This window comes from Ruminococcus sp. (genome assembly GCF_019423705.1).
In the GTDB taxonomy this organism is placed as follows: Bacteria; Bacillota; Clostridia; order Oscillospirales; family Ruminococcaceae; genus Hominimerdicola.
Genome location: NZ_JAHZAX010000001.1, coordinates 111,909 through 128,039, shown reverse-complemented (window position 1 = coordinate 128,039; position 16,131 = coordinate 111,909). Strand labels below are relative to the sequence as shown.

General features: G+C 45.8%; 16 protein-coding genes. 13 read left to right on the top strand and 3 right to left on the bottom strand.

Features of this window, described 5'->3' with window-relative positions:
• Positions 1-62 precede the first annotated feature (62 nt).
• From QZ371_RS00545 to cbiB, 7 genes are all read left to right on the top strand, one after another.
• Complete coding sequence (locus QZ371_RS00545) at positions 63-602, top strand: NUDIX hydrolase (RefSeq protein WP_295207498.1); 540 nt, start codon at positions 63-65, stop codon at positions 600-602.
• Positions 603-713: 111 nt separating this feature from the next.
• On the top strand, positions 714-1,892 hold the full coding sequence (locus QZ371_RS00540; protein WP_295207496.1) for a CDP-glycerol glycerophosphotransferase family protein: 1,179 nt from the start codon (positions 714-716) through the stop codon (positions 1,890-1,892).
• Positions 1,893-1,946: 54 nt separating this feature from the next.
• Positions 1,947-2,654: an IspD/TarI family cytidylyltransferase gene (locus QZ371_RS00535; RefSeq protein ID WP_295207493.1), complete on the top strand. Its 708-nt coding sequence runs from the start codon at positions 1,947-1,949 to the stop codon at positions 2,652-2,654.
• A gap of 68 nt (positions 2,655-2,722) precedes the next feature.
• Entirely contained in the window at positions 2,723-3,796 is a 1,074-nt protein-coding gene (locus QZ371_RS00530; protein ID WP_295207490.1) for a galactitol-1-phosphate 5-dehydrogenase, read from the top strand.
• A gap of 95 nt (positions 3,797-3,891) precedes the next feature.
• Positions 3,892-5,760: a CDP-glycerol glycerophosphotransferase family protein gene (locus QZ371_RS00525; RefSeq protein WP_295207487.1), complete on the top strand. Its 1,869-nt coding sequence runs from the start codon at positions 3,892-3,894 to the stop codon at positions 5,758-5,760.
• A 31-nt stretch (positions 5,761-5,791) separates the two neighbouring features.
• Positions 5,792-6,472 (top strand): ribulose-phosphate 3-epimerase, encoded by a 681-nt coding sequence (locus tag QZ371_RS00520; RefSeq protein WP_295207483.1) that lies wholly within the window; start codon positions 5,792-5,794, stop codon positions 6,470-6,472.
• A gap of 220 nt (positions 6,473-6,692) precedes the next feature.
• Positions 6,693-7,664 carry an adenosylcobinamide-phosphate synthase CbiB gene (cbiB, locus tag QZ371_RS00515; RefSeq protein WP_295207480.1) on the top strand — a complete coding sequence of 324 codons (972 nt, stop codon included), beginning with the start codon at positions 6,693-6,695 and terminating at the stop codon, positions 7,662-7,664.
• A 101-nt stretch (positions 7,665-7,765) separates the two neighbouring features.
• On the opposite strand, the gene thrB is transcribed toward cbiB, so the two are convergent.
• The 3 genes from thrB to QZ371_RS00500 form a co-directional block, all read right to left on the bottom strand.
• A complete protein-coding gene (thrB, locus tag QZ371_RS00510) occupies positions 7,766-8,653 on the bottom strand; it encodes a homoserine kinase (RefSeq protein WP_295207477.1) in 888 nt (295 codons plus the stop codon).
• A 78-nt stretch (positions 8,654-8,731) separates the two neighbouring features.
• Positions 8,732-9,970, bottom strand: coding sequence for a homoserine dehydrogenase (locus tag QZ371_RS00505; RefSeq protein WP_295207474.1), 1,239 nt, complete (start codon positions 9,968-9,970; stop codon positions 8,732-8,734).
• A 127-nt stretch (positions 9,971-10,097) separates the two neighbouring features.
• Positions 10,098-10,544, bottom strand: a complete 447-nt coding sequence (locus tag QZ371_RS00500) for an ACT domain-containing protein (protein ID WP_295207470.1) — start codon at positions 10,542-10,544, stop codon at positions 10,098-10,100.
• A 428-nt stretch (positions 10,545-10,972) separates the two neighbouring features.
• Here QZ371_RS00500 and QZ371_RS00495 point away from each other — a divergent pair, with 428 nt between their 5' ends.
• The 6 genes from QZ371_RS00495 to QZ371_RS00470 all read left to right on the top strand — a co-directional run bounded on the left by QZ371_RS00495 (position 10,973) and on the right by QZ371_RS00470 (position 16,131).
• Positions 10,973-11,281, top strand: a complete 309-nt coding sequence (locus QZ371_RS00495) for a hypothetical protein (RefSeq protein WP_295207467.1) — start codon at positions 10,973-10,975, stop codon at positions 11,279-11,281.
• A 95-nt stretch (positions 11,282-11,376) separates the two neighbouring features.
• A complete protein-coding gene (locus QZ371_RS00490) occupies positions 11,377-12,429 on the top strand; it encodes a V-type ATPase subunit (RefSeq protein WP_295207464.1) in 1,053 nt (350 codons plus the stop codon).
• 52 nt (positions 12,430-12,481) lie between these two features.
• Complete coding sequence (locus QZ371_RS00485) at positions 12,482-14,428, top strand: V-type ATPase 116kDa subunit family protein (RefSeq protein ID WP_295207461.1); 1,947 nt, start codon at positions 12,482-12,484, stop codon at positions 14,426-14,428.
• 209 nt (positions 14,429-14,637) lie between these two features.
• A complete protein-coding gene (locus QZ371_RS00480; RefSeq protein ID WP_295207458.1) occupies positions 14,638-15,084 on the top strand; it encodes an ATP synthase subunit C in 447 nt (148 codons plus the stop codon).
• Positions 15,085-15,115: 31 nt separating this feature from the next.
• A complete protein-coding gene (locus QZ371_RS00475) occupies positions 15,116-15,424 on the top strand; it encodes a V-type ATP synthase subunit F (protein WP_295207456.1) in 309 nt (102 codons plus the stop codon).
• 59 nt (positions 15,425-15,483) lie between these two features.
• Positions 15,484-16,131: a V-type ATP synthase subunit E gene (locus QZ371_RS00470; RefSeq protein WP_295207453.1), complete on the top strand. Its 648-nt coding sequence runs from the start codon at positions 15,484-15,486 to the stop codon at positions 16,129-16,131.

The window sequence follows — 16,131 nt, the reverse complement described above, 5'->3', positions numbered from 1 at the left end:
TTTGAAAGCTTCTCAGTACGAAAAAAACGAACCAACATAAATATAAAGGAGTTGCAAACACAATGTACCAAAACGAAAAGAAAATAAGCGAAAAGGAAATATATACAGGCAAGGTAGTCCACCTTACTTGCGACGAGGTCGAGCTTGAAAATGGCTATAAAGCTACCCGTGAAGTCATCCACCACCCGGGCGGAGTTTGTATCGTAGCGCTGGACGAGGGAGAAAACGTCTATTTCGTTAAGCAGTTCAGATATCCTTTTGGTACGGCGCTTATGGAAGTCCCTGCCGGTAAATTGGAGTATGGCGAGGATCACCTCGAGTGCGGTAAAAGAGAGCTCAAGGAAGAGATCGGCGCTACCGCTGAGAAAATGACTTACCTCGGCTGCATTTATCCTACTGTCGCTTATGATACCGAAATTATCCATATGTATATGGCGGAAGGCCTTGACTTCGGCGAACAGCACCTCGATGAGGGCGAGTTCCTTGACGTTACTAAAATGCCTCTCGAGGAAGCTTATAAAATGGTTATGGATAACAAATTGCCAGACGCTAAAACTACCGCCGCTATCCTTAAAACTTACCTTATCAAAAAGTGCAAATAATCAAAATAAGTTTTCGCAAAATGAGAATATGTGCATATTTTACAAATCATTTGCATAGTTTTTATGTTTATTGACAAAATATTTATGTTGTGATATAATGTAGGGTGAATAATGAGCGGTTTAAAAAAGGCGGTCAGAAATGCTGCCAAAATTGTGATGTTTAAGGGCGTTTATCCCTTGTTTTATAAAGTCTCGAGCCTGCGGCCTTTGAATAAGAATAAGGTCATTTTGGCCGAGATAAGAAGCGGCGTGCTTACGGATAGCTTTAGATATATCTATGAGGAGCTGAAAAATCGTGGCCTTGAGCCTGTGGTCTATTACGTCCACAACAATAAGGGCGGAATGGGCTATCTGCTTAGATATCTGAAACTTACTTTGCTTATGGGCAACGCAGGCTGCGTGCTGCTCAACGATACCTGCAACCTTTTCGGCGCTTTCAAGTTCAGAAATGGCACTAAGGTCATTCAGACTTGGCATTCCTGCGGTGCGTTCAAAAAATGGGGCGAAAGTATCACCGACCTGTCTTTCGGCGAATCCCTTGAAGAGCTGAGAAAATTCCCTGCTCACACAAGCTATACACTTTGTACTGTCAGCAGCAAGGAGTGCATATGGGCATTCAAGGAAGCTTTCGGCTTCGGACTTGATAACGATTGCGTGCAGGCAACAGGCGTTTCACGAACGGACTTTTTCTTTAAGGAAGAGAACCGTGTAAAGGCTTTTGAGGAGCTTTATAAGAATTGTCCCGAGGCGGAGGGGAAGAAAGTTTTGCTTTATGCGCCAACTTATCGTGGCGACGCCGATAAGGCTTATATCCCCGAAAAGCTCGATATAAAGGCGCTGAAAGAGAATTTCGGCGGCGAATATGTGCTTGTAATAAAGCGCCACAGCTTTGTGAAAAAAAGCTGGGATATCCCCGAGAACTGCGGAGATTTTGCCTTTGATGTGACGGATAAAATGCGCATAGAAGATCTGCTTTTTACGGCGGATATGTGCATAACGGACTATTCCTCGCTTATTTTTGAATACTCGCTTTTTGAAAGACCGATGATATTCTATGCTTTCGATCTTGATGAATTTTACGATTACAGGGGATTTTATTATCCCTATGACCATAGCTTCCTGCCAGGGCCTGTCGTAAAGGATAATGCTGGACTTATCGAGGCTATCAAGCGTGGCGAGGCGGATATTCTTGCCATATCGGATTTCAGAGAAAGATTTATGGGCGCTTGCGACGGCCATTCTACCGAGAGGATCGTGGATTATATTATGTCGCAGGGAAGCGAATATTAAGTTGACAATACATTATTATAATATAAATATCAAATATCAGTTAGGAGTTTGTTTATGATTTACGGAGCAATGCTCGCAGGGGGCACGGGTACAAGAGTTAAAAGCTCAAAGATACCTAAGCAGTTTATCGAGATCGGAGGTAAGCCGATCATAATCTACACTCTTGAAAATATGCTCAAGGTCAAGAGGTTTGACTATATCTATATCGCCGTTCACAAGGACTATGAGGACTATATGAACGAGCAGGTGAAAAAGAACATTCCCGAAAGCCACAAGGTCAAGATAATCCTCGGCGGCAAGGAGAGAATGGACACTATCAACAATGTCACAAATGCTATCACAAAGGACAACGGACTTCACGACGATGATGTTATCGTTATCCACGATGCTGTGAGACCTTTTGTTACTGAGAAGATACTCAACGACTCTATCGACTGTGCGGCGCAGTATGGCGCTTGCGTATGCGGACTGCCTTGTGCGGACACTATCTTGCACTCAAAGGGCGGCGAATATGTTGAGGATATCCCTGTGAGAAGCGAACTTTACAGCGGACAAGCTCCCGACAGTTTCAGACTTGCACACTTTATCCAAATGCAGGATAATCTTACCGAGGAGCAGAAAAAGGTCATCACGGGCACTTCTCAGATATGCACGATGAACGATCAGCCTATCCACCTTATCGAGGGTGACGCTATAAACTTCAAGATAACAACAGACAGCGATCTTCTTATCGTAAGAACGCTGCTGGGGGATAAAATATAAATTATAAATAATAAAAAGATAAAATAAATAGTCAATAGCCTATTTCGGCTAATAGAAAGGACTTTTTTATGAAAAGCTTGATAAACATACCCGAGAAGATGAAGGCGCTGGTGCTTTACGGCGTTGGCGATCTTAGGGTGACAGAGGTGGACGTTCCTAAGCTTGAAGAGGGAACAGTTCTGCTCAAGATAAAGGCCTGCGGCATTTGCTCCAGCGATATGCCGAGATGTTTCGTTACGGGAACATATCATTTCCCGACTATCCCCGGACACGAATTTTCGGGACAGATCGTTGCAGTCGGCGACGGCGTTGACGAGAGCCTGCTGGGCAAGCGTTCCTGCGTATTCCCAATGCTCCCTTGCAAGCATTGCAAGGCCTGCAAAATGGAAGAGTATGCGCAATGTTCGGGATACAGCTATTTCGGTTCAAGACAGGACGGCGCTTGGGCGGAATATCTCGTTGTGCCTGTATGGAACCTTGTTCCATTTGACGACAGCCTTGATTACAAGACTGCTGCCCTTTGCGAGCCTGCGGCTGTTTCAATGCACGCTGTAAATATCGGCGATATCAAAGAGGGACAGAACGTTGTTATCATCGGTACAGGTACTATCGGCTTTATGATAGCACTTTTCGCAAAGGAGATCACAAAGACAGGCAAGGTAGTTATTGCGGGACGTTCAAAGAACAAGCTTGAATATGCGAAAAAGCTTGGTTTTGACGTTGTTGACACAGGCGTTGACGATCTGCCTGCACAGGTAAAGAAGATAATCGGCATTGACGGCGCTGACGTTACATTCGAGGCTGTTGGTTCAAACGAGGCTATCGCTTCCGCTATCGAGTCAACAGGTGCGCTGGGCAATATCGTGCTGGTGGGAAATCCTTCGACTGATCTTATATTGCCAAAGAACATTTACTGGTCCATACTGAGAAAGCAGATCACAGTAAAGGGCTCTTGGAATTCAAGCTACAACAGCAGAGTGAACGACTGGAAGCACGCTCTTGAGATATTCGAGCACAGCGACGTTAACTTTGCCGATCTTATCACGCACACGTTCACTATCGAAGACAATGAAAAGGCGTTCTCCGCTATCAGAAATACAGGCGAGTTCACTCTGAAGGTAATGTTTACTTTTGACGATTGATCGTATTGATCGTGTGATACGGTTTTTTACAACGATATATTTGATTTTTAGCCTGTCGGCGTTTGTCGATCGGCGGAAAGTAAGGAATAGTTTTAATGGATAATATGACTCCCGAATTAGAAGAGATATACGGGAACAGAAGAAAGACCATAGAGAGATTAAAAGAGAGAAACAAAAAATTCGCAGAGCTCACAAGAGTTGAATTCAAGAGAGTTATACTTCATATCGAGGGCGAGCTTATCGGCTTTGAGAAGGAAGAACTCAGAGAGCTTACGGCGAGATTTATCACGCGGGACAGGACCCTTTGCTTCCCTGCCCAGCATTTTGACATAAGCGGAACGCACTTTCATCTGACTGTAAATATTATGTCCGCAAACAATGAAGCGCCTATCGCAACAGGCGTTTATGCGCTGAAGATATTCACAAAGTACAAGGGTATGAGAAAGCCGCAGATATCTACCGATACTGTTGATTATGTTCTAAGGGGCAATTCTCTGCTCAAGATAACCTATGATGAAGAGGGCAGGTGCCTTTCAAAGCAGGTGCTCACAAACGAGTATCCCTGCATAATTTCCGACAAGTTGGAAGCTATCGAGGACAATACTAAGGACAACCCGATGAACTTCAAGCTCAGACGTGGTGCGGAGAACCTTTTCTACGCCGAGTCAAAGAGCGATATGGACAGCCTTGAGTACGCCCTTGCGGTGACATACAAAGAGCCAAAGCCTTCCCAGACTTGGCCAAAGAGAATGGCGAAAAGGCTTGCAAACAGGAAAAAGCTTATTATCAGAGACCTTTACGGAATGAAGATATGGGCTTTCAAAAAGACCTACAAGTTCTTTACGCATTTTGCAAAGAAGAACGGCGATATTATCCTTTTTGCCAGCGGTTCGAGGGCTGAGATCGGCGGAAATGAAAAGGTCATTTATGATCGAATGATCGAGAGGGGACTTGACAGCAAGTATCAGTTCAGATTTGACTTCAAGGCAAGCATTACTGAGCACAAGTCCATTCCTGCGATGATAAAGTTCACTTATTATCTTGCTACGTCGGATATTATTCTTATTGACGACTATTATCCAGACATATATCTTGTTGATTATCCAAAGAATGTAAAGGTTTTGCAGGTTTGGCACGCTTGCGGCGCTTTCAAGTCGCTGGGATTTGAGAGACTTGGCAAGCCGGGTGCACCTCCGTTCAACACAAGGGTGCACAAGTGTTACACCCACGTTCCTGTAAGTTCTTATCATTCTGCACTTCATCACGCCGAGGGCTTTGCCATTGACGAGAGAAAGTTCTATCCTGTGGGAATACCGAGGACGGACATATTCTTTGATGAGGATTACAAGACAAAGACAAGGGCGCAAATGCTCGATGTATTCCCAGAATGCAAGAGCGCAAAGACAGTTTATATGTATGCGCCGACCTTTAGGGGCGACAATGCGAACAACGCATATTTCCCATTTGACAGGCTTGATCTGACGGCTTGGGGCAAGTTCCTTGAGGAGACTGACTCAGTTCTTATCGTGAAGCTTCACCCGTTTGTCAAGAGGCGCGTTGAGATTCCTGACGAGTACGCTCACAGGATACTTGACGCTTCCGATTACAGAGAGGTCAATGACATTCTGTTTATCGTTGATGTTCTCATTACGGATTACAGCTCGATCATTTATGAGATGTCGCTGCTGAGAAAGCCTATGCTTTTCTTTGCCTTCGATCAGAAATATTACGAGGCCACGAGAGACTTCTACGAGCCATATGAAGAGCTTGTACCGGGCAAGATCGTACACGATTTTGACGAGCTTATGACGGCTTTGAGGGACAAGGATTACGAATTTGAGAAGATGGAGGGCTTCATAAAGAAGAACTTCACTTATACAGACGGCAAGTCCACCGACAGGGTTATAGATCAGCTTATAATGGGCATTGAGCCTAATAAGGCTGAAAAGTCGGATAAGAAATGATAAATTTAAGATAGAAAACAGGAGGATAGATATGGACAAGGGTATGATCTCGGTTTCAATGATGTGTGTTCATTTGGGACAGATAAAGGAATATCTTGAAGCATTCAAACGCAACGGAATTGAATATTTGCACATTGACGTAATGGACGGAGCATTTGTGCCGAACTTTACGCTTTACCCTGATTATGTCAAGCAGCTGAGAGAACTTACTGACATACCTTTTGATTTTCATTTTATGATCGAGAAGCCTGAGGAGCGTCTGCAATGGTTTGACATCAGAGAGGGCGATTATGCGGCTGTTCATTACGAGAGCACAAGGCACATTGCGAAGTGTCTGCAATATTTGCGCTCGATAGGTGCGAAGCCTATACTTGCGATCAATCCGGGCACGCCTATATGCGTAGTAGAAGAGGCAGTTGATTTCATTGACGGAGTGCTTGTAATGACGGTAAACCCTGGATTTGCGGGACAGAAGCTTGTGCCGAACACGGTCGACAAGGCAAGGCGTTTACGCAAGTGGCTTGATGACAACGGACACTCTGACATCATCATTGAGACTGACGGCAATATGTCCAACGAGAACTGCCGCAAGCTTTACGAGGCCGGAGCGAGAATGTTCGTAGCCGGAACGTCCAGTCTTATAAAGCCTGAGGTTGCTGGCATTGATGAGAGGATAGCTGAGAACAGGCGGAATATTTGTCCTTTGGGTTGATATTTTATTTATATTTTGTATACTTGTATATTTGCGCTCTGCACGTTTGGTGTGGGGCGCTTTGCTGTTTTATATACTTAGTTGCTTGCAATTTTTTTGTTTTACTTTTGCTTTTGTTTTTGTTTTTTATTGCTCTCAAAACTATTGAAAATCCTATATTTTTATGCTATAATTATTATAACTTATTGTGTTATTATGCCATAAAGAAGGACGTATTGATATGTTGATGAATACTCTTGCAGCTCTCGCTCTCGGCTTTGCCCTCGATATGCTGCTCGGCGACCCTAAATTTCTGCTCTATCCACAAAATCTCATCAAAGCTCTTGTCAAAAAGCTTGACGGCGTTTTCAGAAATAGTTACAAAAGTACCCCCGAGGCTCAGCATATGGCCGGCATTATGATGACCTGCATTGTTTTGCTCATCGTTGGTGCGGTCAGCTTCGGCCTGCTCTTGGTGGGTTACAAGGTTTCCCCTCTGCTCGGTATCATTATCGAGGGTATAATGTGCTGGTCGGCGCTTTCTATTCGCTCACTCAGAAACAGCGCTGCTGCTGTTCGCCGCTGCACTCGCACGGGCAATTTGTCCGCTGCTCAGAAGCGTGTCGGCGCAATAACATTCCGTGATACTGATGAAATGAACATTGAAGATGTTATAAAGTGCGCAGTTGAGTCCGTTTCGGAAAACACCACCGACTGGGCTGTTGCCCCGATATTTTGGGGTGCTTTGCTTGGCGGTTTCGGTGCGATACTTTACAGGACTGTCAACATTATTGACAACACCGTTGGTTACAAGACTGAGACCTACCGCAATTTCGGCAAATTTCCTGCAAAGCTTGACGATGTGCTGTCATTTATCCCTGCGAGGATAGCGGCGGCGTTTATGCGATTGAATGTTGCATATCTGCATTTGGACGGCAAGAACGCTTCAAAAGTTTATAGTCACGACCGCAGGAGATCGCCAAGCCCTAATTCTGCGCAGACGCAATCTGTTTGTGCTGGTGCTTTGGGTATCCAGCTTGGCAGCGATGAATATTACAGCGGACAGCTTGTGCGCAAGCCTGTTATCGGCAGGGCGTTGAAGCCTTGCGAGCCTAATGACATTTACTGGGCAAGCCAGCTTTTGCTTGGCACGGCGTATTATTCAATGCTTGCGACGGCTATTGTTAGGGTGGCTTTGTTCTTTGTGATATGATATCGGCAAGGCTGGTTTAATAATGTATATTTAATAGAATATTGCGATAAAGCAAAACGGGCGAACATCGTTCGCCCGTTGTTTTTATGTATTTATGTTGACTATATCAGCTTCGTGCCGTCATTATCAATGCGCAGCTCCTTGACCTGCCAGCCTTTAAGGCCTGCATTATCAAGGGAGAATTTCATCTTGCCTGCGAAAAATTCGTTGCTTTCGTCCACTATCGCCATAATTGTCGGGCCTGCGCCGCTTATGTAGGCTGCGTATGCGCCGTGGGTGTAGGCTATATCGAAAACATCGCCGCAATGTGGGATAAGCTTCATTCTGTACGGCTGGTGGAGGCGGTCGTCAACGGCTGTACGGAGATTTTCAAACTTTCCTGTGAGGAGTGAAGCCGAGAAAAGCGCCGCTCTTGACAGGTTGTAAACTGCGTCCTTATGGGAGACTTCCTTCGGCAGGCAGGCTCTTGCTTCCTCTGTTTTAAGCTCAAAATCGGGGATTATCGCCACGAATTTCAGCTTTGTGTAAACTTCCTGCTTTACCCAATGGACTTTTCTGCCGTCAAAAACTGCTGTGACATTGCCGCCCAGCAGGGCAGGTGCGGTGTTGTCGGGGTGGCCTTCGATCTGCGCCGCAAGATCGACGAGATCGTCCTTTGTGAGTGGGTCGCCAAGCATTTTATTTGCGCCCACAAGTCCTGCGATTATGCAGGCCGAGGACGAGCCGAGACCCCTTGCCATAGGGATATTGCTTGTTTGAACGAGCTTTAGCCCTTCGAGCTTTCTGCCGCAGACTGCAAAAAGGTCTTTGGCGGAGATATAAATAAGATTTCTTTCGTCTGTGGGGACGTTAAGTCCGTCAGCAGCGGTAATGTCGATCTTGTCAGACTCTTCCATTTCAATATAGTTATAGAACGTGAGGGCAAGTCCCAAAGCGTCAAAGCCTGCGCCAAGGTTTGCGGAGGTTGCAGGTATCTGTATTTTTATCATTGCGAAAACTCCTTTTGTGTGGCATTTGTTTTATAGAAAAAGGCGGACTGAAATCGTCCGCCCCTTTTTTATTTCAAATCAATACATTCTTATCTTGCTTGCGATCTCTGCGGAATGAGAAAGAATGGTAAGGTTCGTGTCGATATCGGCTTCTTTCATATTCGGTGTGATGAAAGCAAGCTCGTTCTCAGGTCTGCCCGAACGCTCGATATACATAAGCTTGCCGAACATTTCGGAGATCGAGGACTTGAGAGCTTCGGCGTTTTCTGCCTTAATGCGGACGTACATTGAAACGTCCATTTCCTTGTATGGTGCAACGAATGACTTATCATCGCAATCTTCCCAGCTGAGAGCGAGAACTCTGTGGTGGTGCTTGAGGCAGTCGATTATATCGCCGACAACTGCGGAAGCTGTTGGAAGCTTGCCTGCGCCCTGACCATAGAAGAGAACATCGCCGACGCCGTCGCCTGTTACGCTGATAGCGTTGTAAACATCGTCAACAGAAGCCAGCATATTTGTCTTTGGAACGAGTCTTGGGCAAACGATAGCGGAAACTCTGCCGTCGTCGAGCTTTTTGACTGAGCCGATAAGCTTTATAACATAGCCTGCGTTTGAAGCATACTCAACATCGTCAAGTGTGATACCTGTGATACCAGAGCAATGAACCATTTCGGGATAGATATGCTTGCCATATGCAAGTGAACCGAGGATACAGATTTTTCTGCAAGCGTCCTCGCCCTCAACATCGGCTGTTGGATCAGCTTCGGCATAGCCAAGTTTCTGAGCCATTTTAAGGGCGTCCTCGAATGACATCTGATCCTTTATCATCTTTGTGAGGATAAAGTTTGTTGTGCCGTTGAGGATACCGGATATCTGAAGTATCTCGTTGCCGGCGAGGCACTTGTTCAGCGGTCTGATGATAGGGATACCGCCGCCAACGCTTGCTTCAAAGAGATAATTGCAGTTATGCTCTTTTGCAATCTTGAGAAGCTCTGCGCCCTTTGCGGCAACGAGAGCCTTGTTTGATGTTACAACGCTCTTGCCGTGCTCGAGGAGCTGCTTTGTATAATCATAAGCGAAAGTTGTTCCGCCAACGACCTCTGCAACGACTTCGACTTCATCGTCGTTAAGGATGATATTGAAATCCTTTATCATTTTGTCGGCAAACGGAGAATCGGGGAAATCTCTCAGATCAAGGATATACTTGATATCGCAATCTCTGCCTATTTTCTTTGAAATTGATTCACGGTTCTTCATAAACAGTTCGACTGTACCCGAACCAACTACGCCGTAACCGATAACTGCTACCTTACTCATAAAAAATCCTCATTCCTTATAAAATTATAAATTATCTTTTTACTATATCAGATATATTCAAGGGCAATGTTGCCACCAAAGGTGAACAAGGGGTAACGGGCGAACGATGTTCGCCCCTACATTTTGTTTATTCGCCCGAGATTATTTTTACCTCTACTACGCCGGGGACTTTGGAAAGTTCCTCAGTCAAGGCGGCGGTGCTCATAACGTCGTGCTCGAAACGTACCGAGAAAGTGACCGTTGCCACCGAGTCGATAGGGATATTCTGGTTTATTGTCAGAATATTGGTGTTTAGCTCATAGAGCCTTGAAATTATGGAGGAAAGCACGCCCTTTTCATCTCTCAGTATGCAATACACCGAGACGATATTATTTGTGAGCTGTTCCTCATAATTGAAAACAGAGTCCTTATACTTATAATAAGCGCTTCGTGATATGCCCACCATTCTGCACGCTTCTGTCGAGGTGGAAGCTTCGCCCCGTGCCCTCATTCGCTTTGCGGCAAGCACTTTCAATACTATGTCGGGAAGCACTTCCGAGCTGACTATCACAAGTCTGCTTTGTCCGTTTTCCAATCTAAAGTCCACCTCCAACATACAGATGTTTGTGTGATACATACAACTATACCACTTTTGCGCCCATTTGTCAAGGTCGGCGGGGCGGGATATTAGACTAATTTTCCTGCCTATCGAATTGATAAAATGTGTAAACTATACAAACGGAATTTTCCAGAGGCAATATATCCAAAGTATTCTGCTACCCATAATGCAAAATGCACAAAAAATATATCAAAATTTCGGTCAGACTTGCTATTATTGCAGGTTTGGTGTACAATTATATGTACGGTGTTGCTTATACTATAATATAGTAGTGCATTGGAGACTGTCAAAAAGGCAGTAAACCAACGGGCGACCAAAAATTGTTGAGAGCATTGTCGAACAACAATTTTCGCCCCTACATACAAATAGCGTATGGGCACAAATTGATCACGGAGGATAACGCAATGGATATCATCACAGAGATACTTGAAACAGACAAGGCGGCTTCCGAAAGGCTTGAACAGGCTCAGACGGAAAGCGGCGAGCTTATAGAAAAGACACAGGCTGAGCAGGCGGCGCTTAAAGAGGACGCTCTCCGTGAGGCTGAGGAATACAAGGCGCAAAAGGCGGCGGAGGTGGACGCAAGGATAAAGGCTGAGACCGACAAGATCACAGGGAGCGAGAGCAGACAGATAAATGCGCTGGAGGATATATATAATGCTCACCACAAGGAGTGGGAGGACGAGATATTCAGCGCTGTTACCAGCTTGTAATACACGGCGATTTGCAGATGTTTGAAACAGAGGCAAATAAACGGGCGAACGATGTTCGCCCCTACATAATGATATAACAGACAGGGGGCGGAAATGTGCTTGACAGTTATGCGACCAATGCGACGGTGGCAAAGATAAGATATCTTCACGGAAAGATGTTCACAAAAGAAAATTATCACGAAATGCTTATGCGGCGCAGCGTTGCGGAGGCGGCGGATTATTTATCCCACACCCAGCGATACAAAAACGCTTTCAAGGACGTTGACCCCAACACGGTGCACAGAGGTTTCCTTGAAGAGCTGCTGCAAAAAGACAGTTTCAACACCTATATAAGGCTTTGCAGCTTTCAGGAGCTTGACAAGATATCGTTCTATGATTTCCTTATCAAAAAGAAGGAGATAGAATGTATTCTTTCGATGATAAACAATATAAATTCAGGGCTGGATAATTCCTATCTCAACGACTTGCCCGGATATGTCATAAAGCACTCAAAGGTCAGCCTGCTTGAAATGAGCAGGGCGGAAAGCTATGAGGAGCTTTTGAAGATACTGAAAAACACTTCCTATTATAAGATACTTGTGAAGATCCCGCCGCTGGAGGACGGTTCGGCGGACTATACTGAATGTGAGCTGCGGCTTAGGACGGCTTATTACAGAGATCTGCTTGAGGCGGCGAAAAAAGAGTTCCCTCACGATCAGTATTCACAGATAAAAGAGATAATATGCCGTGAGATAGATTCGATGAACATTATAAACGCTTACAGAATGAAGGCGTTTTTCGGATATGGTGCTGAGGATATAAGAAAGCGGCAGATAAAAGTCAAGACTGGTGTCGGTTCTGAGGGCGGAATGGGAAAGCGGCTGGATAAGTATTACGAGCTTGAAGCCCCCGAGGATATGATATCTTGGCTTGACAAGACGAGGTACGGCAGAGACGGAATGGAAAGCGATTATATCGAGACCAAGATAAACAGCGCACAGTACAGATATCTTTCCCACATCATCGCTTCAAGCGTTTCGGCGCCAGTTTCACTTTACGCTTTTATGAAGCTTTGCAGCATCGAGGTATCGAACCTTGTGCACATTATCGAGGGCATACGTTACGGCGCAGAGCCTTCGGCTATCGAGCGTGGTCTGATTATTTTATAATTGTTGAATAATGATACAAATACGATATAAATATGAAAAGGAGATAATGTGAATGGCGATAGAAAAAATGGCGCTTGTCAATATCGCAGGGCTTATGGACGAGCTTGACGGCGCATTGAAAAAATGCTGCGAAAGCGGCTGCTTTCACATTGAGCCTGCGGGTTCGGGGGCTGACGGGAAAATGAAAGCCCTGTCGGAGAAAAACAGGTTTGACAGGCCTTTGAAGAACCTTTCGCAGCTTGCTTCACAGCTTGGGATAACGCTGAAACAGACTGATCTCAGCGGCTGCGGACTTTCCGCTCCCGAGGATTTTGACGGGCTGTTTGAAAAATACAACGGACGGCTGTCAGAACTTGGCGGCAAGCGGCAGGAGATCACCCAGCGCATTTCAGAGCTTGGGGCAGCGCAGAAGCAGATCGTCCATTTGCAGGGTATGCACAGCGATTTTCAGCGGCTTTTCTCGCTGAAATACGTTTCCGTGAGGATAGGAAAGCTGCCTGCGGACAATCTTCCGAAGCTTGATTATTATGACGAGAACTTTTTCTTTGTGCCCTTTGAGACGGGAAAAAGCTTCTGCTGGGGAATGTATTTCGTGCCTGAGACCGACAAGGTGAGAGTTGACGAGATATTCCATTCGATGTACTTTGAGCGCATAATGCTGCCGTCATTCGTGTCGGGCGATGCTGACGAGGCTCTTGCGAAGATAACAGAGCAGATAAAGGCGGACGAGACGGAGCTTGATAAGATAAACAAGGGCATTTCCGCCATTGCCGCAGAGGCGGAGGACGAATTGCAGCAGGCTTTCACAAAGCTGCGGTTTATCCACGATACCTTTGAACTGCGGCGAAATGCGGCGGTGCTTGGGGACAAGTTCTATTTAAAGGGCTTTATCCCTGAGAAGGAAAAGGAGCGGTTCGACAAGCTGTTTGAGGATACAAAGTCGGTATCGGTGGTGTATCTCCCTGCGGACGCTGACGCTTCCTGCGAGCCGCCGACCATACTGAAAAACAATTTCCTCACGAAGCCTTTTACAATGCTGGTGGAAATGTACGGCTTGCCCGATTACAAGGGCTTCAACCCAACGGCTTTCGTGGCGGTGACTTACACGCTGCTGTTCGGAATAATGTTCGGCGATCTTGGACAGGGCTTGCTGTTGTTTTTAGGCGGCTTGGCGCTAAAGAAAAAGATCGGCGAAAAGGCAAGCGGAATGGCAGCGAGGATAGGGCTTTCGAGTATGATATTCGGAACTCTTTACGGCTCGTTCTTTGGATATGAGGAGCTTTTAGACCCTGTGTTTGAAAGCATTGGCATTGATTTTCTGCCTCTGAAAGTCTTTAAGCAGACGAACTTTATTCTTATCACTGCGGTGGCGATAGGCGTTGCGCTCATCGTGATGTCGATGATACTGAACATTTACATCGGCTTTAAAAATAAGGATTACGAAAAGGCGATATTCGGCTGCAACGGCATTGCGGGACTTGTGTTCTACTGCTCTGTGGCGGCTGGACTTGTGGGCACGCTTATGTTTGACGTGAAGATAATGTCCGCACCATTCGTGATATTCCTTATCGTCATACCGTTTATATGTATATTCTGTCGGACGCCATTTTCCATTGCGGTGAAATACAAGCAATGGAAGCTTTCGGAGGACGAAGAGAATATGACGGTAGGAAACTTTATTGTTGAGAACTTTTTTGAAATGTTCGAGTTCGTGCTCAGTTATATTTCAAACACGATGTCATTTCTCCGTGTGGGCGGATTTGTACTTTCCCACGCAGGTATGATGCTTGTTGTAATGACCCTTATGGATATGTGCGCTGCGGCTGCGCAGCCTTTCGTGCTGGTGCTTGGAAACCTCTTTGTTATGGTAATGGAGGGAATGATCGTGGCTATCCAGATCATAAGGCTTGAATTTTACGAGATATTCTCACGTTTCTACGAGGGTGGCGGAAAGCCTTTCGAGCCTGTGGGCGTGAAATTCTCAGCGCAGACGGAATAACTATCGGGTTGCTGCTATACAAAAGCGTGTCCGAAAGTGGGACGTTAATTTATCTGTGAGTAACGGTGAACAGATAAATTTCGCCGTCTCCTACAAATTGAACGAATGTGTAGGGGCGAACATTGTTCGCCCGTGACCCTGCATTGTTCATATCTTATATAATGTAATTAATAAAACGTAAAATATAATTTTTTTTGGAGGAATTTATTATGCTGATCTATTTTTTACTGCCGCTTATCGCTGTTGCACTTCTTTGCGTGCCATTCATTTTCACGGCTAAGAAGATAAAGAACGGAAAGTCGCCAAAGGGTGCTTTCATCGGAAACCTTTGTACATTCGCAGGCATTATGCTTTGCGCTCTTATCGTGCCTATCGGAAACTTCGTTTCTGCGGCAAGCGAGCAGGGTGCGGCTGTGCTTTCAACAGGCGCAGGTCTTGGATATCTTGCGGCAGCGCTGGCTGTCGGACTTTCCTGCGTTGGCTCAGGTATCGCTGTTGCGGCAGGTGCTCCTGCGGCTATCGGTGCGACTTCTGAGGATCCTAAGAACTTCGTTAAAGCGCTTATATTCGTAGTTCTTGGTGAAGGTATCGCCCTTTATGGACTTCTTATCGCTATCCTTATCATTTCAAACGTCGGCTCTGCTATCGGCCTTTAACGGCTGACGGGTCAAAGTAAAGGGTAATAAAATGAGATTCTATCTTATCAGCGATAATATCGACACGCAGATGGGAATGAGACTTTCGGGGATAGAGGGCGTTGTTGTACACACGGCGGAAGAGGTCACGGCGGCTTTGGATAAGGCGATGGATATGCCGGACGTTGGCGTAGTGCTTATGACTGAGCTTGCGGTGAAGCAATGCCGTGAAAAGGTATACGAATATAAGCTGTCGAGAAAAACGCCGCTTATCGTTGAGATACCCGACAGGCACGCAACATCGAAGATCTCTGACACCATTTCACAATATCTTGCACAGGCGGTGGGCATAAAGCTATAAAGCGTTGTGGCTTGCTCGAATGTGCTTAAAGATCGAGATAAAACGGAGAAGCGATAAAAATGAACGAAAAGACCAATGATATAAACGGGGCGCAGAAGCTTGAGCGCTTCAAGAAGGCTGTTTTCGATAATGTGAACAGGCAGGCAAAGGCTATCACCGACGAGGCTGAAAGCAGGCGTGAGGATATCCTTGCGCAGGCGCAGGTGGAGGCGCAGAGCCTTGCGGAGAGCAAAAAGGCTCAGGCGGACAAGTCGGAAGAGGCAAGAGCTGTCAGAGAGATATCTTCAAGGAAGCTGGAATCAAAGCGAAAGGTGCTTTGTTACAGAGAAAACGTCATAGACCGAGTGTTTGATGGCGTAAAGACAAGACTTGCGGACTTTGTGAAAAGCGGGGATTATGAGCAGTATCTTGTGAAAAGCGCAGAGCTTTGCAGGGAAAGATATCCCGAAAGCAAGGGCATAATATACCTTGCGCCGAGAGATATGGCTTATGCGAAAAAGCTTGAAAATGCAAATGCCGGACTGTTTGAGGTCAGAGAGCGTGACACTATCGAGCTGGGCGGACTTCTTGCGGTTTATGAGGATATGGGAATAGCTTTGGATCGCACTTTCGATTCTGCTTTTGAAGAGCAGCGTGGCGATTTCACGAAAAAGACCATACTTAGAGCAGGCAGCGAATCGCATAGCAATTTGGGCAGCAATAATTAG

Bases quoted from the DNA above. Each gene is read 5' to 3' on its own strand.
- QZ371_RS00545 (WP_295207498.1), top strand. From the start codon at position 63: ATGTACCAAAACGAAAAGAAAATAAGCGAAAAGGAAATATATACAGGC.
- QZ371_RS00540 (WP_295207496.1), top strand. From the start codon at position 714: ATGAGCGGTTTAAAAAAGGCGGTCAGAAATGCTGCCAAAATTGTGATG.
- QZ371_RS00535 (WP_295207493.1), top strand. From the start codon at position 1,947: ATGATTTACGGAGCAATGCTCGCAGGGGGCACGGGTACAAGAGTTAAA.
- QZ371_RS00530 (WP_295207490.1), top strand. From the start codon at position 2,723: ATGAAAAGCTTGATAAACATACCCGAGAAGATGAAGGCGCTGGTGCTT.
- QZ371_RS00525 (WP_295207487.1), top strand. From the start codon at position 3,892: ATGGATAATATGACTCCCGAATTAGAAGAGATATACGGGAACAGAAGA.
- QZ371_RS00520 (WP_295207483.1), top strand. From the start codon at position 5,792: ATGGACAAGGGTATGATCTCGGTTTCAATGATGTGTGTTCATTTGGGA.
- cbiB (WP_295207480.1), top strand. From the start codon at position 6,693: ATGTTGATGAATACTCTTGCAGCTCTCGCTCTCGGCTTTGCCCTCGAT.
- thrB (WP_295207477.1), bottom strand. From the start codon at position 8,653: ATGATAAAAATACAGATACCTGCAACCTCCGCAAACCTTGGCGCAGGC.
- QZ371_RS00505 (WP_295207474.1), bottom strand. From the start codon at position 9,970: ATGAGTAAGGTAGCAGTTATCGGTTACGGCGTAGTTGGTTCGGGTACA.
- QZ371_RS00495 (WP_295207467.1), top strand. From the start codon at position 10,973: ATGGATATCATCACAGAGATACTTGAAACAGACAAGGCGGCTTCCGAA.
- QZ371_RS00485 (WP_295207461.1), top strand. From the start codon at position 12,482: ATGGCGATAGAAAAAATGGCGCTTGTCAATATCGCAGGGCTTATGGAC.
- QZ371_RS00480 (WP_295207458.1), top strand. From the start codon at position 14,638: ATGCTGATCTATTTTTTACTGCCGCTTATCGCTGTTGCACTTCTTTGC.
- QZ371_RS00475 (WP_295207456.1), top strand. From the start codon at position 15,116: ATGAGATTCTATCTTATCAGCGATAATATCGACACGCAGATGGGAATG.
- QZ371_RS00470 (WP_295207453.1), top strand. From the start codon at position 15,484: ATGAACGAAAAGACCAATGATATAAACGGGGCGCAGAAGCTTGAGCGC.